Below are 14,394 nucleotides of genomic sequence, written 5' to 3'. Positions count from 1 at the left end.
CAGATACGGAGACTGCCATGAAAGATGAGCGCACCCTGTCCTTCGATGAATTTGATGAAGTCGTAAATCCGCGCCCCGAGGAATGTGAATTCGACCGTGTGGTCGAGCGCGCCTTGTCGCGACGTGGCTTTCTGGGGGGCGTTTTGGCCATGGGCAGCTTTACCGCAGTAGGCGGCTCGCTTCTGCCTACGGGTGCGCGCGCGTCAGCTGATCGGTTCTCGTTCGAGGCGATTCCGGTCTCAACTGCCGATGAGGTGGTCGTACCCGCAGGCTATAAGGCGGAAGTCATGGTGCGCTGGGGGGACCCGCTGTGGTCCGACGCGCCTGAATTCGATCCTGCGACCCGTGGCACCGCCGCCAGTCAGGAACGCGCCTTTGGCGACAATACCGACGGTCAGGATGTGTTCTTTCATGACGGCCATGTGCTGCTGGTTGTGAACAACGAATACACCAACCGTGACATCCTGTGGGGCAACAACCCGGATGCCAAGGCGGCCTCGGATGACGATGTTGCCAAGGGCATGATGGCCCATGGTGTGACTGTGGTCGAGATTGCCAACACCGACGGCGCATGGGGCATCGTCAAGGACAGCCCGTATAACCGCCGGATCACGCCGCAAACCGACATGACCATCACCGGGCCGGCTGCGGGCCATGACCTGATGAAAACCGCCGCTGATCCGACCGGCACGACCAGCAAAGGTACGTGGAACAACTGCGGCAACGGGATGACTCCGTGGGGCACCTATCTGGCCTGTGAAGAGAACTTCAATGGCTACTTCTCGGCCGAAGACGAAAACCACGAAGTCAGCGCCGAGTTGAAACGCTACGGTGTCTCCTCCAAGGATTGGGGTTATGGCTGGGCCAAGATCGACGAGCGTTTTGACGTCTCGAAGAACCCAAATGAACCAAACCGCGCCGGTTACGTGGTTGAGATCGACCCGACCGACCCGACCTCGACACCGCGCAAACTGACCGCTCTGGGCCGCTTCAAGCACGAGAACGCCGAATCTGTGGTCAACAACGACGGTCGCGTTGTCGTCTACATGGGCGATGATGAGCGCGGCGAGTTCCTGTACCGTTTCGTCTCGGACGGTGTCTATGCGGCGGGCGTCGATACCAACGCTCTGCTGGAAAACGGCACGCTGTCTGTTGCCAAGTTCAACGATGACGGCACCGGTGAATGGCTGGACCTGACGCCCGAGACAACCGGTTTGGCCTCGCAGGCTGAGGTCAGCATCCACACCCGCCAGGGCGCGTCTGCTGTGGGCGCGACGACCATGGACCGCCCCGAGTGGGTGGCTGCCAACCCGAACGTGGCCGAGGTCTATTGCTGTCTGACCAACAACAAGAACCGGGGCGTCAAGCCGAATGCTGGTGGGGATGACACCTCGGTCAACGGTCCGAACCCGCGCGAGGCCAACAACTATGGCCAGATCGTACGCTGGCGTCCGGAAGGCGGCGATCACACCGCGCCCGGCTTTGCCTGGGATCTGTACGTGCTGGCGGGTAACCCGAATGTCCATCAGGACACCTATGGCGGGTCGGACAATGTCAATGCCGAGAACATGTTCAACTCGCCCGATGGTCTGAAATTCGACAGCAACGGCCTGCTGTGGATCCAGACCGACGGCAACTATGGCAACGAAGGTGATTTCGAAGGTCAGGGCAACAACCAGATGCTGGCAGGCGACCCGGTCACCGGCGAAATCCGCCGCTTCCTGGTCGGCCCGAATGAGTGTGAGATCACCGGCCTCAGCTGGTCGCCGGATCGCCGCACCATGTTCGTGGGCGTCCAGCACCCCGGTGAGGACGGTAACAGCCACTGGCCCGAGGGCGGCGATGCCGTGCCGCGCTCGGCCATCATCGCGGTCACGCGCGACGATGGTGGTTTGGTCGGCTAAGGCCGAAAACGCCCTTAAAAATAAGCCCCGGACGGTGTTGCCGCCCGGGGTTTTTGCTTGTGTTGAGCCATCCTCATACAAGCGTTGAAAGTTTTGATATCTGGTTTTCTGTGAATCCCGGCTAAAACGACTGTACACCGTCATAGGCAAAAAGGTCGCTTGGAAGGCGCTGGGTGTCGAAAACCGACCTCCTTAGCCCAATATAGACGTTTAGAACCGCCCCATTGGTTAGGAGGAATCACAGCTATGCCTGACGTCACCATCGTGTACTGGCGCGACATTCCCGCTCAGGTCATCGTCGGCAAAGGCCGTCGTGGCGCAAAGCGGCAGTTGGAAGAACGGTTTGAACAGGCCATCGACCGCGCCGCCATGAAGGTGAACGCCAAGGACAGTGATGCCTACCTGGCCGAATGGCGCAAGGCCGAGCCTTTCGCGGTTGAGGGCGACCCGTCCGAGATTGCCGAAGCGCAGGCTGTGCGTCTGGAAACGGAATACGATCAGGACCGCATCAAGGCACTGATCGCGAATGACGGTTGGGCATGAGCCCGAAATCTATATGGGAGGCCGCAATGGCTTTGCTGAACTTCAAGAAACGTGATGCCGCCGAAAACGGCCCTGTAAATCCGACCGTCGAAGCCTTTCTGCAGGGCTACTCGATCGAGGTAATGCCGCGCACCGCCGAAAAGGTCGAAGATTTCCGCGCGTTGCTGCCCGAAGGCACCCGTGTCTACATCGCCCATATCGAGGGCACGCCGATCGAAGATATGGTGAAAACCGCCAAGCGCATCGCCGCCGAAGGTTACCCGGTCATGCCGCACTTCCCGGCACGCATCATCAAGGATGCCGCGACGCTGGAGAACTGGATCTCGATGTATCAGGGCGAAGCGGGCGTTGATCAGGCGCTTCTGCTGGCCGGTGGTGTCGCCAAGCCCCATGGTGATTTCGACAGCTCGATGCAGCTGATGGAATCCGGCCTGTTCGATAAAGCAGGTTTCAAGCGCCTGCACGTTGCTGGTCACCCCGAAGGCAACAAGGATATCGACCCGGACGGCTCGACCAAGAATGTCGACGACGCGCTGCGCTGGAAGCAGAAATTCAGCGAAACCACCGACGCCGAGATGGCGCTGGCCACGCAGTTCGCATTCGACGCAAAGCCGATCATCGAATGGGCGAACGGCCTGAAAGAGGCGGGGATCGACATCCCGGTTCATATCGGTATCGCAGGCCCTGCCAAGTTGCAGACCCTGATCAAGTTCGCCATCGCTTGTGGCGTTGGCCCGTCGCTGAAAGTTCTGCAAAAGCGCGCCATGGATGTCTCCAAACTGCTGCTGCCCTATGAGCCGAATGATGTGATCACCGAGCTGGCCGAATACAAAGCGGCGAACCCGGATTTCAACATCACCAACGTACACTTCTTCCCCCTTGGCGGTATCAAGACCAACGCCAACTGGGCTATCAACAACGGCGGCGCTTCGGCGAAGCCGGTTAACGCTTAAGGAACGGACATGACCCGTACAGTCGTAGAATCAAAAACAAAAACCGCCGTTCTGGGCTTTGACGAACCGTTCTGCGTGATTGGCGAGCGGATCAACCCAACGGGCCGCAAAAAGCTGGCTGCTGAGCTGGAGGCGGGCGACTTTTCGACCGTAGAGAAAGACGCGCTCGCGCAGGTTGCTGCAGGCGCGACCGTTCTGGATATCAACGCAGGCGTTGTCTACAACTCGAACCCCAACCCGAACGAGACCGAGCCGCCGCTGATGCGCCAGATCGTTGAGCTGGTTCAGGGTCTGGTTGACGTTCCGCTCTGCATCGACTCGTCGGTTCCCGGCGCGCTGGAGGCCGGTCTTGAGGCCGCAGAAGGCCGTCCGCTGCTAAACTCGGTCACCGGCGAAGAAGAGCGTCTGGAGCTGGTTCTGCCGCTGGTCAAGAAGTACAACGTTCCGGTTGTTGCGATCTCGAACGACGATACCGGCATCTCGGAGGACCCCGATGTACGGTTCGACGTGGCCAAGAAGATCGTTGAGCGTGCCGCTGATTTCGGCATCCCGGCGCATGACATCGTTGTTGACCCGCTGGTTATGCCGATCGGTGCGATGGCAACCGCTGGCCAGCAGGTCTTCGCTCTGGTCCGCCGTCTGCGTGAGGAACTGGGTGTGAACACCACGTGTGGTGCTTCCAACATCTCGTTCGGTCTGCCGAACCGTCACGGCATCAACAACGCCTTCCTGCCGATGGCGATGGGTGCTGGCATGACCTCTGCGATCATGAACCCGGTTGCTCTGCCGACGACGCAGAAGAAAATCGCCGAGAAGAAAGAGGCCGTTGCCGCAGCTGGTATCATCCTGCCCGAAGGCATGGATGATGAGGCCTTCGTCCAAATGTTCGGTCTCGGCTCGACCCAGCCACGTGCCGGCAAGGAGATGGAGGCCATCCGCGCCGCCAACCTGCTGACCAACAACGACCCTCACGGCGGCGCATGGATCAAGTTCAACAAATCGCCTGAAGAAGCGGCTGCGGCCGGTGGAGCAGGCGGTCGTCGCGGCGGTGGCCGTCGTCGTCGTGCTTGATTTTCTGCGCTATCAGATCAAAGGCCGGGCCCTGCGCCCGGCCTTTTTCGTTTGACCCTGATCAATGCAGCAAGCGTAATATTGTAGAGACTGAGGCGGTCCTTTCCGCAACGATCAGGTGCTTTCATGTCCAAACATCACCCACCAAAACTGGCCGACGCAGACCTGAGTGAGAAGTTGGGCAAGAAGGACTATTTCGACAAGCTGATTGATCTGCAGGCGAAACTGGCGCGTATTCAGCAAGCTTTTCTCTTCCATGGAACCAAGGGCGTAATCGTCTTTGAAGGTTGGGATGCCGCTGGCAAAGGTGGCACGATCCGTCGTATCAGCCAGGCGCTCGATCCGCGCAGCTTCAAAGTCTGGCCGATCGGCGCGCCGCGCAACTACTATCTCAACCGCCACTATCTGCTGCGGTTTTGGGAACGTTTGCCGCCCGAAGGTGCAATCTCGGCCTTTGACCGCAGTTGGTACGGGCGTGTTCTGGTGGAACGGATCGAGAAGTTCACGCCAGAGAAACGGTGGCGCGCGGGATATCGAGAGATCAACGATTTCGAGCGCATGCTTGTTGATGACGGCACCCGGATCGTAAAGCTGTTCTTTCATATCTCACAAGACGAACAGATGGCGCGTTTCACAGAACGCCTGCGCAACCCATTGAAGCGCTGGAAGCTGACTTATGAGGATTTCCGCAATCGCGAGCGTTGGGACGAGGCCGGGATCGCCGTCGATGAGATGCTGGCGCGTACATCAACGGAGATTGCACCGTGGCACGTTATTCCGGCTAACAACAAAAAATCTGCGAGAATCAAGGCAATGCAGACCATAGTTGACGCATTCTCAAAGGACATAGATCTAAACCCACAGCATTTGGACAAACGGACTTTGGACGCAGCATGCGAGGCTTTGGATGTTGACCAATCATTGATCGACTCTCTGCGGGCGCGGACGGAGTAATCCATAAACCTCACCGAAAGGCGCTTGCAGTTCCTCAGGTGGCGATGGTATCTCAAATCTCGCGGCGGGTATGATGTAATGGTAGCCTGTCAGCTTCCCAAGCTGAACGCGCGGGTTCGATTCCCGCTACCCGCTCCAACTTCAATGTCTATTGTGAACGGCGCGCTTGCAGCAGGTTGATAACGGCCGGGACTCGCGTTCCTTCCGAAGTGAGGTACTCCTCGAACTGAAGCGCAACAGTATCGACGATCGCGCGCACATCCTCTTCGGTGCCGTTGAAATGCGCGATCACACGCGCAGCAGGTCCCACACGGGTGCATAGCAGGGCTGCGTCTTCGACCGATAGTGGTCCGTTTAGCACCAGCGAAACCGTCGTGACCTGAACATCAACCAGCCCCGCATCGCGCATCAGACCAGCGACTCTGTCCTTGTCATGGAAGGCGAGCGGCCCAGGGGCATTGCGGTCAACTTTAGGCGGCTGACCCAGCCGCGCTGTGGCAGCGATATGCGGGGTTTTGAACCAAGGGTTGTCAGACAGACCGCCCCAAGCGGCAAAGGTCATCTGTGCACCGGTCTTCAGGGCGCGAGCCATGTTGGCGAAGGCGACGGTCGGGTCGGCAAAGAACATGACGCCGAACCTTGAGATCATCGCGTCAATATCGCCCCGCGAAAGCTCTGTGGTCTGAGCGTCGGCGTATTGAAACGAAAGGTTGCCCAGACCAGCATTGCTGGCCCTCTGGCGCGCGCGCTCTAGAAACTGTTCCGATATGTCGATTCCGCGCACCGCACCCTCAGCCCCAACAAGCTGGGCAGCGGCCAGCGCGGATGCGCCAGTGCCACAGCCAATATCAAGAATCCGCATGCCCCGTGACAGGCCAGATCGTTTTAGGACCAGTTCCAGGACGGGCTGAAACAAGGTGTCCAGCTGATCTTCATAGGTCAGCCAGCGGACACCCATTTCAGACTTGCCCCAGAACTCTTCCTGATCACCGTTGATGTTCAGCATGGCAGCCCCCTTTTGAGGGGAACTATGACCTCCGGCGGCGGCGGCGGCCAGTCTTTTCCTCATCGCCGCCACCGGTGTTAAAGGACGGTGCGGGCAGGGTGACGACCTGTGCGAGCTCCGGGAAGGGGTCCGTTTTGTGCGGGATCGCGTTGGCGGCAACGAAGTGGTCCTGGAACTTCGGCTCGATGGCGGTTTCGATCTTGGTGATCTCGCGCACCACACGTTCGATCTCGGCGCGCGATCCGATGTTGCACAGTGCAATCCGGGCGCCTGTACCCGCCGCGTTGCCCGCGCTTGAAACCTTGTCGAGCGGCGCATCCGGGATCATGCCCAGAACCATCGCGTGTTTGGTCGAGATATGCGCCCCGAAGGCCCCGGCCAGAACCACGCGATCCACGCGGTCGACCTCCATCTCGTCCATCAAGAGGCGCGCACCGGCATAAAGCGCCGATTTCGCCAACTGGATAGCCCGGATATCGCCTTGAGTGACCGTGATCCGAGGGCCACCTTCCGCGCTGGAATCATGGATCAGATAGGCGTGTGTGCGCCCTTCGGGAACGCAGCGGGTCGTGCCGGTTTGCTCGGCCGACCCGATCAGTCCGCTTTCGTCCAAAAGGCCGGCGATGCGCATTTCGGCTACGGCCTCGATGATGCCCGAGCCGCAGATGCCGGTGATGCCGGTGGTTGCGATGTCTTGATCGAACCCGTCCTCATCGGACCATTTCTCGGACCCGATCACGCGGAAGCGGGGTTCCTTGGTGACGGGATCAATCTCGATCCGCTCAATCGCGCCGGGCGCGGCGCGTTGGCCCGAACTGATCTGCGCGCCTTCAAAGGCTGGCCCAGTGGGCGAAGAGCAAGCCAGAACGCGGCTGGTATTGCCGAGCAGGATTTCGGCGTTGGTGCCCACGTCTACGATCAGCACCAGATCTTCGGATTTGCCGGGTTCTTCCGACAGGGCAACGGCAGCACAGTCGGCACCCACGTGACCGGCGATACAGGGCAGGATGTAGATCTGCGCGCGCGGGTTCATCGTGGTCAGGTCCATCTCACGCGCGGGCAGGGACATGCTTTCCGAGGTCGCCAGCGCGAACGGAGCTTGCCCCAGCTCGACCGGGTCCAGACCCAGCAGCAAGTGGTGCATAACCGGGTTACAAACAAATACCGTCTCAACGATCAGGCTGGCGTCAATTCCGGCTTCTTCCGCGATCGAGGTGGTCAGATCATTGATCGCCTCGCGCACGGCCTTGGTCATCTCCTGATCGCCGCCGGGGTTCATCATGGCGTAGGAGACGCGGCTCATGAGGTCTTCGCCGAAGCGGATTTGAGGGTTCATCAAGCCCGAGGATGCCTTGACCTCACCTGTCTCCAGATCGGTCAGATGCGCCGCAACTGTGGTCGAGCCGAGGTCGATGGCCAGACCATAAAGGCCCCCTTCGTGCAGGCCGGGCCAGATTTCGACGATGCGGGCCACCGGGTCCTTATGACCTTTGTGAACGGCGACAGTGACTTCCCATTTGCCTTTGCGCAGAACCGGTTGCAGCTTCGACATCAGGGAAAGATCTGCGGTGACGGCCTCGATCTTCCACTGCTCGCGCAGGGCGCGTTCCAAACGCTCCAGATCGCCGGTGGGCGAGTGCATGTCGGGTTCTTCGACGACCACGAAATACAGCCGCGTGGCCGGGTCCATGGTGATGGCGCGCGCCGCTGCGGCCTTACGGACCACCTGACGGTGAACTTGGCTTTCGGGCGGCACATCGATCACCACATCGCCCTGAACAGAGGCCTGACAGCCCAAACGACGGCCGGGCTTCAGGCCGCGTTTGTCGTCATAGCGCTGCTCGACAGCGTTCCATTCGCTCAGCGCGTCTTCCGAGACGGTAACGCCGTGCTTGGGAAACTCGCCATAGCTGGGCGTGATCTGACATTTCGAGCAGATGCCGCGCCCTCCGCAAACCGAATCCAGATCGACGCCCAGCTGTCGGGCGGCGGTCAGAATCGGTGTGCCAACGGGAAAGTGCCCGCGTTTGCCCGAGGGGGTAAAGACGACAAGGGGGTCGGTGGTCATGATCGGCCTGCCTAAATTGTGTTCGCGCGTATGCCGGGGAAGATATGAGTTTATTCACAAAGGGAAAGCCCTGACAGCGGCACGTTTTGTACAACGAGCGTCGTTTTGTGACGTGCTATTCCCCTGCAAGGGTAAACAACTTGGGTTCTAGGGCTTTTCCTTCGGGTCAATCCATGCAATAGGGTCACCGCCAAACGGGCTTTTGCATGGGGTTTGATGATGCAGATTCGTGAGGCACTTACCTTTGACGACGTACTTCTTGTTCCGGGCGCATCTTCAGTGCTGCCGGCAACGGCGGATACAACGACGCGTGTGACACGTCAGATTTCCATGAACATCCCGCTGCTCAGCTCAGCCATGGATACTGTGACCGAGGCGCGTATGGCCATTGCCATGGCGCAGGCCGGTGGGATCGGTGTGATCCACAAGAACCTCTCGGTCGAGGAACAGGCCCGCGAGGTACGCCGGGTGAAGCGGTTCGAATCGGGCATCGTCTACAACCCAGTGACGCTGCGCGCCGATCAGACGCTTGCAGACGCGCAGGCGTTGGTTCAGCGCTACAACTTCACCGGTTTTCCCGTTGTGGACGAGCAGGGCCGTGTTGTCGGCATCGTGACCAACCGGGACATGCGCTTTGCCACGTCGGATGACACGCCCATCAAGGCCATGATGACCTCGGACAATCTGGCGATGCTGCAAGAGCCCGCCGATCTGGAGGAGGCCAAATCCCTTATGCGCGCCCGCCGGATCGAAAAACTGCTGGTTGTTGATGGTGAGGGCAAGCTGACCGGTCTGCTTACACTTAAAGACACTGAACAAGCCGTTCTGAACCCAACGGCCTGCAAGGACCACCTGGGCCGTCTGCGCGTCGCCGCCGCGACCTCGGTCGGGGATGCAGGGTTTGAGCGCTCGGAACTGCTGGTCGACTCGGGTGTCGATATCATCGTCGTCGATACCGCTCACGGCCATTCCGAAGGTGTTCTTGAGGCGGTCAAGCGCGCCAAAACGCTTTCGAACGAAGTCCAGATCATTGCGGGCAACGTCGCCACCGCAGACGCCACCAAGGCGCTGATTGATGCAGGTGCGGATGCGATCAAGGTTGGCATCGGACCGGGCTCGATCTGTACCACTCGGATGGTGGCCGGTGTCGGGGTACCTCAGCTGACGGCCATCATGGACTGCGCATCAGCCGCCGGAGATGTGCCGGTGATCGCGGATGGTGGTATCAAGTTTTCGGGCGATTTCGCCAAGGCCATCGCGGCCGGTGCGTCCTGTGCCATGGTCGGTTCGATGATCGCGGGTACCGATGAAAGCCCGGGTGAGGTGATCCTGTATCAGGGCCGTTCGTTCAAATCCTATCGTGGCATGGGCAGCTTGGGTGCAATGGCACGTGGCTCGGCGGATCGCTATTTCCAGAAGGATGCCGCCAACGACAAGCTGGTGCCGGAAGGAATCGAAGGGCAGGTGCCCTATAAAGGCTCTGCCGGAGCGGTTGTTCACCAGCTGGTCGGCGGTCTGCGCGCAGCCATGGGCTATACCGGCTGCGCCACAGTCGAAGAGATGCGCAAGAACTGCAATTTCGTCAAAATCACCGGTGCGGGTCTGAAAGAAAGCCACGTGCACGACGTGCAGATCACCCGTGAAAGCCCGAACTACCGGGTTATGTGATCTGGTGATCTGTTGCAGGCGGCGCCCCGACGCGGGCGCCGTTTTGCGTTCTTGGAAAACCGACGGAGGGAAAGATGACCCCGGCAGCCCGTGTTCAGGCCTCAATCGAGATCCTTGACCAAATTCTCGACGGCGCGCCTGTTGAAAAAGCCCTGACTTGGTGGGCGCGGCGCAGCCGGTTCGCAGGTTCCAAGGATCGAGCGGCAGTTCGGGATCACGTTTTTACGGCCTTGCGCTGCAAACGGTCCTTTGCTGCTCTTGGAGGTGCTGAGACGGGTCGGGGCCTGATGATCGGAGCGCTGCGTGCTGCAGGGCAAGCGCCGGAAAACCTGTTCACCGGCGAACGCCACGCACCTGCGCCAATTGAAGCCTCTGAGCAGGGTCGCGATTTCGTTTCGCTGGCCGAGAAGTTTGATGTTCCAGACTGGCTTTGGGCCCGGTTTTCGGCGTCTTTGGGGGATGCCGCCACAGAGGCCGCAGCGGCGCTGCAAAACCGCGCTCCAGTGCATCTTCGGGTCAATTTGCGCAAGGCAGACGTGGAAGGCGCGACTCGTTCTTTGGAGGCAGACGGGGTTCAAACTGAACTCCATCCCGCCTGTGAAACGGCTCTGACCGTTGTTAAAGGAGCACGCAAGGTGGCACAAAGCCGAGCTTACCTTGACGGTCTGGTCGAGTTGCAGGATGCGGCCAGTCAGGCGGTTGTCGCGGCTTTGCCCCTAGAACCCGGTTTGCGCGTTCTTGACTATTGCGCGGGTGGTGGTGGGAAATCACTGGCCCTCGCGGCCCATCATGGGGTCGAGGTGTTTGCACATGACATCAACCCGAAACGAATGCAGGACCTGCCGAACCGCGCGGACCGCGCGGGCGTGAGAGTAACCTGCGTTGCGACCTCGGAACTGGCCCGTTTCGCGACCTTTGACATCGTGCTGGTCGATGCACCTTGCTCGGGCAGCGGCTCGTGGAGGCGCGCTCCGGCCGGAAAATGGGCTCTGACCGAAGAGCGTTTGATCGAATTGAGCAAGCTGCAACGCGCCATATTGGGTGAGGTCGTGCCACTGGTTCACCCCGAAGGTCTTCTCGCTTACGCAACCTGTTCGATGCTTCAGGACGAAAACGCACTGGTTGTCGATAGCTTTGTGTCGGAAAACCCCGAGTGGACGGCGACGCTGCAACGTAATTGGCGTGTCACGGATGGCGTTGACGGGTTTTTCACGGCGCATCTGACAAAGTAGTCAATTACAACAACCATAGGTAGTTTTTCTACCACCTTAACTCTGTTAAGCGTGCATTAACCATTTTGGATCGTTATTGCTCTCAAAAAAACTACCCGGGTCGTCCATGTCCGATTCTACATATCCGTTCTCCGGTTCCCGCTCGCGTAGAACGCCGTCTGCTGCGCGTGTTTTGGCGTTGGTTGGACTGGCCGTTCTTCTATACGTCGCGCCATATTCAGGAGGGGTGCCTGCGGACTGGACGCAGGGCATGATCGTGGTAGGAGTTTCGGTCCTGTTTGCGACACTCTGGATTCTGGTCAGGGGACTCTTTGCCGACAAAGCTGCTCATCAAACCCTTGATGTGCTGGCTGCTTTTGTAGATCACGACGATTGCGCAAGCGTTATTACCGATGAAGAGGGTACTGTTCTGGTCGCCAATCCAATTGCGCGCCAACAGTTAAAAGCCGGCCCTGAGGCAACGCTGCCCGAGGTTCTGCGCTCGGTCTTCGCCAACCCGTCGAGCCTTCTACTGAGGTTGCAGACACTGGCCCAAGCAAATGGTTCAGCGGATGAGGACATCATCACAGTTGGCGAGAATGTCCCGGTTTCGGTTGTTCGATTGGGAGACCATCTGTTCTGCTGGCGGTTCACACTTGGTCACCAAGGGCAGTGGGACAAAATCGCCCTTCCCATACTGACCATCGGCCGGGGTGGGCGCCTTTTACACTTTAATACCGCCGCGAGGGCCTTTTTCGGCGCGGCACCGGGTTCGATTGACAATATCTTTCCGAACGGATTGCCACATGATGGTCAAATCTGCTCGGTCCCTGCTTATGAGGGGGAAACGCGCGTCGCGGTCACTGGCGTATCGGCGTCGGGGGCTGAACGGCACCTCGTTTTGATGCCGGTTTCTCAACCTGTTAGTCCGGAGCATGGATCCTCACTTGCCGAACTGCCCGTGCCGATAATTTGCATGACGCCCGAGGGGACCATACTGCAGGCAAACCATATGGCGTTGGCTCTCTTGGGTGATCTCTGCCTAAACGAGACCAATATCGACCAAATCCTGCAGGGGCTGAACCATCCAATTCTGGAGTGGCTGGCACAAACGGCATCGGGCGAGGATTCCGCCCGATCCGAATTCCAGCGACTGACCCGCGATGGCAAAGAACTGTTTGTGCAGGTCACTCTGGACCGTGTTCAGATCGACGGTAAAACACGTCTTATCGCCGTACTGAACGACGCGACCGAGTTGAAAACACTCGAGGCGCAGTTTGTGCAGGGCCAAAAAATGCAGGCTGTCGGCCAGTTGGCTGGGGGGGTTGCGCATGATTTCAACAACCTTTTGACTGCGATATCCGGTCATTGCGACCTGCTACTGCTGCGCCATGATCAAAACGATCCCAACTATGGTGACCTCGTTCAAATCAATCAGAATGCCAATCGCGCGGCGGCTCTGGTCAGCCAGCTTCTGGCCTTTTCGCGCAAACAGACCTTGCGGCCCGAGGTTTTGGATGTGCGCGACACTATCTCGGACCTCATCCATCTGTTGAATCGGTTGGTTGGTGAGAAAGTTCAACTGACCCTCAGCCATGATCCTGTCCTCAAGCCTGTGCGCGCGGATAAGCGGCAGTTGGAGCAGGTGTTGATGAACCTCGTCGTTAATGCGCGCGATGCAATGCCGGAGGGCGGTGAGATTCGCATCGAAACCGAGGTGCTGAGCCTTACCGAGACCTTACGCCGCGACCGGGCCACCGTTCCGCCCGGCGACTACATGACCGTCAAGGTGATCGACAGAGGCGTCGGTATTCCTGCCGACAAATTGCAAAAAGTGTTCGAGCCGTTCTACACGACCAAGCGCACGGGCGAGGGTACGGGGCTAGGCCTTTCGACCGTTTACGGGATCGTCAAACAGACGGGTGGCTTCATTTTCGTCGACAGCGCTGTCGGACGCGGCACCGAGTTCTCACTGCTCCTCCCAGTTTGCGTCGAAACGAAACCCGCCGAGGTGCAGCCCGAAGATGTGCCGGACTCCAAAACGGCGCGCCAGGGCGAGGGCGTGGTGCTACTGGTCGAAGACGAAGCGCCGGTACGCGCCTTTGCAACCCGCGCGTTGCGCATGAAAGGCTACACAGTGCTTGAGGCCGAATCCGCCGAGGACGCCCTGACCTTGCTGGAAGATACCAACCTGAACGTAGACGTGTTCGTAACGGATGTGGTCATGCCCGGAATGGACGGCCCGACCTGGGTTGCCAAAGCCATGGAGACGCGGCCGGATGTCCGAGTCGTGTTTGTCTCGGGCTATACCGAGGGCGCGTTTGGCGACTCGGGCCCCCAGGTTCCGAACTCGACCTTTCTGCCCAAACCATTCTCTTTGACGCAACTGACTGAGGCCGTTTTTCAGCAGATGAACTGACGCCTATTGCGCCGCTTCATAGACTGCGAAATCCGCCTTTGAGTGCTTTCGGAATGCTGCTTCGGTTTCAGAAGATAGAGTTGTCTCTGCTGGCGGCGAGACGTTCTCGCGCTGCAAAGTAAATTCGTAGTTCAACCTGTTTTGCAAGAAATCGACGATTCTGTGCTGATGGTCGTATTTGAAAACATGGCAGGCCCCAACGCCGTTGTTTCGGGGGCGGAAGAACTGACTCTGACTGCCGACATTAGCAAATTCGGGCTGAGGGGTCTGCATATAGGCCTGCACGAACGCGTCAAAGCTGATATCTCGTGTCGAATGAGGATGCCCGAAGCGATCTTCACGCCGACGAAACCTGTACCAACTACCCAGCCAGTCGATGGGTTCACGGACTACGGCCATGATCTCCATCTCCGTGTCGTACATTTTGCGGAACATGTTCTGGATAAAGCGGTCATATCGGCGCACCGGTGCGTGTTTTAGCTCGGGCGGGTGGGTGATCACAAGATCGGCTCGGGCGCGCAACGCGGAGTGATATGCGGTGCTGCCGGTTTTAGGAACAGATAAAAACGCAAGACGTTCCTTATAAAAAACAAGCAT

11 protein-coding genes and 1 tRNA gene are annotated in these 14,394 nt (G+C 59.0%); 9 read left to right on the top strand and 3 right to left on the bottom strand.

Translation table 11 applies throughout. From position 1 onward, the window contains the following. Window positions 1-17 precede the first annotated feature (17 nt). The 6 genes from ACR0B5_RS04025 to ACR0B5_RS04000 all read left to right on the top strand — a co-directional run bounded on the left by ACR0B5_RS04025 (window position 18) and on the right by ACR0B5_RS04000 (window position 5,563). The gene (locus ACR0B5_RS04025; RefSeq protein ID WP_480538546.1) at window positions 18-1,904 is read left to right on the top strand and encodes a PhoX family protein; all 1,887 of its coding nucleotides are present in this window, start codon (window positions 18-20) and stop codon (window positions 1,902-1,904) included. 246 nt (window positions 1,905-2,150) lie between these two features. Then, the gene (locus tag ACR0B5_RS04020; protein ID WP_170373668.1) at window positions 2,151-2,447 is read left to right on the top strand and encodes a virulence factor; all 297 of its coding nucleotides are present in this window, start codon (window positions 2,151-2,153) and stop codon (window positions 2,445-2,447) included. A 26-nt stretch (window positions 2,448-2,473) separates the two neighbouring features. Next, entirely contained in the window at window positions 2,474-3,400 is a 927-nt protein-coding gene (locus ACR0B5_RS04015; RefSeq protein WP_170659521.1) for a methylenetetrahydrofolate reductase, read from the top strand. A gap of 9 nt (window positions 3,401-3,409) precedes the next feature. Further along, complete coding sequence (locus ACR0B5_RS04010; RefSeq protein ID WP_170373670.1) at window positions 3,410-4,471, top strand: methyltetrahydrofolate cobalamin methyltransferase; 1,062 nt, start codon at window positions 3,410-3,412, stop codon at window positions 4,469-4,471. Between the two features lie 126 nt (window positions 4,472-4,597). Continuing rightward, complete coding sequence (locus tag ACR0B5_RS04005) at window positions 4,598-5,425, top strand: polyphosphate kinase (RefSeq protein WP_170641544.1); 828 nt, start codon at window positions 4,598-4,600, stop codon at window positions 5,423-5,425. A 64-nt stretch (window positions 5,426-5,489) separates the two neighbouring features. After that, window positions 5,490-5,563, top strand: a tRNA-Gly gene (locus ACR0B5_RS04000). A gap of 10 nt (window positions 5,564-5,573) precedes the next feature. Here the strand turns inward: ACR0B5_RS04000 and ACR0B5_RS03995 are convergent. Both ACR0B5_RS03995 and ACR0B5_RS03990 read right to left on the bottom strand, forming a co-directional pair. Next, window positions 5,574-6,431, bottom strand: a complete 858-nt coding sequence (locus ACR0B5_RS03995; RefSeq protein WP_480538543.1) for a class I SAM-dependent methyltransferase — start codon at window positions 6,429-6,431, stop codon at window positions 5,574-5,576. Window positions 6,432-6,453: 22 nt separating this feature from the next. Then, complete coding sequence (locus ACR0B5_RS03990) at window positions 6,454-8,499, bottom strand: ASKHA domain-containing protein (protein WP_480538541.1); 2,046 nt, start codon at window positions 8,497-8,499, stop codon at window positions 6,454-6,456. Window positions 8,500-8,718: 219 nt separating this feature from the next. On the opposite strand from ACR0B5_RS03990, the gene guaB reads away from it, so the two are divergent. The 3 genes from guaB to ACR0B5_RS03975 all read left to right on the top strand — a co-directional run bounded on the left by guaB (window position 8,719) and on the right by ACR0B5_RS03975 (window position 13,797). Next, window positions 8,719-10,167 (top strand): IMP dehydrogenase, encoded by a 1,449-nt coding sequence (guaB, locus tag ACR0B5_RS03985; protein WP_170374314.1) that lies wholly within the window; start codon window positions 8,719-8,721, stop codon window positions 10,165-10,167. A gap of 74 nt (window positions 10,168-10,241) precedes the next feature. Continuing rightward, complete coding sequence (locus ACR0B5_RS03980; protein ID WP_480538539.1) at window positions 10,242-11,399, top strand: RsmB/NOP family class I SAM-dependent RNA methyltransferase; 1,158 nt, start codon at window positions 10,242-10,244, stop codon at window positions 11,397-11,399. A 106-nt stretch (window positions 11,400-11,505) separates the two neighbouring features. Next, a complete protein-coding gene (locus tag ACR0B5_RS03975; RefSeq protein WP_480538537.1) occupies window positions 11,506-13,797 on the top strand; it encodes an ATP-binding response regulator in 2,292 nt (763 codons plus the stop codon). A 3-nt stretch (window positions 13,798-13,800) separates the two neighbouring features. Here the strand turns inward: ACR0B5_RS03975 and ACR0B5_RS03970 are convergent, their stop codons facing one another. Then, window positions 13,801-14,394 (bottom strand): sulfotransferase family 2 domain-containing protein, encoded by a 594-nt coding sequence (locus ACR0B5_RS03970; RefSeq protein WP_480538535.1) that lies wholly within the window; start codon window positions 14,392-14,394, stop codon window positions 13,801-13,803.

It is taken from the genome of Ruegeria sp. AG1 (assembly GCF_056541705.1).
The sequence above is the reverse complement of the archived record's forward strand: the minus strand, read 5'-3'. Positions and strand labels throughout refer to the sequence as shown.

What these genes read in the sequence shown, in the direction of transcription:
- ACR0B5_RS04010 (WP_170373670.1), top strand. Translation starts at nt 3,410, where the DNA reads ATGACCCGTACAGTCGTAGAATCAAAAACAAAAACCGCCGTTCTGGGC.
- guaB (WP_170374314.1), top strand. Translation starts at nt 8,719, where the DNA reads ATGCAGATTCGTGAGGCACTTACCTTTGACGACGTACTTCTTGTTCCG.
- ACR0B5_RS03975 (WP_480538537.1), top strand. Translation starts at nt 11,506, where the DNA reads ATGTCCGATTCTACATATCCGTTCTCCGGTTCCCGCTCGCGTAGAACG.
- ACR0B5_RS03990 (WP_480538541.1), bottom strand. Translation starts at nt 8,499, where the DNA reads ATGACCACCGACCCCCTTGTCGTCTTTACCCCCTCGGGCAAACGCGGG.
- ACR0B5_RS04015 (WP_170659521.1), top strand. Translation starts at nt 2,474, where the DNA reads ATGGCTTTGCTGAACTTCAAGAAACGTGATGCCGCCGAAAACGGCCCT.
- ACR0B5_RS04005 (WP_170641544.1), top strand. Translation starts at nt 4,598, where the DNA reads ATGTCCAAACATCACCCACCAAAACTGGCCGACGCAGACCTGAGTGAG.
- ACR0B5_RS04025 (WP_480538546.1), top strand. Translation starts at nt 18, where the DNA reads ATGAAAGATGAGCGCACCCTGTCCTTCGATGAATTTGATGAAGTCGTA.
- ACR0B5_RS03980 (WP_480538539.1), top strand. Translation starts at nt 10,242, where the DNA reads ATGACCCCGGCAGCCCGTGTTCAGGCCTCAATCGAGATCCTTGACCAA.
- ACR0B5_RS04020 (WP_170373668.1), top strand. Translation starts at nt 2,151, where the DNA reads ATGCCTGACGTCACCATCGTGTACTGGCGCGACATTCCCGCTCAGGTC.
- ACR0B5_RS03995 (WP_480538543.1), bottom strand. Translation starts at nt 6,431, where the DNA reads ATGCTGAACATCAACGGTGATCAGGAAGAGTTCTGGGGCAAGTCTGAA.
- ACR0B5_RS03970 (WP_480538535.1), bottom strand. Translation starts at nt 14,394, where the DNA reads ATGCTTGTTTTTTATAAGGAACGTCTTGCGTTTTTATCTGTTCCTAAA.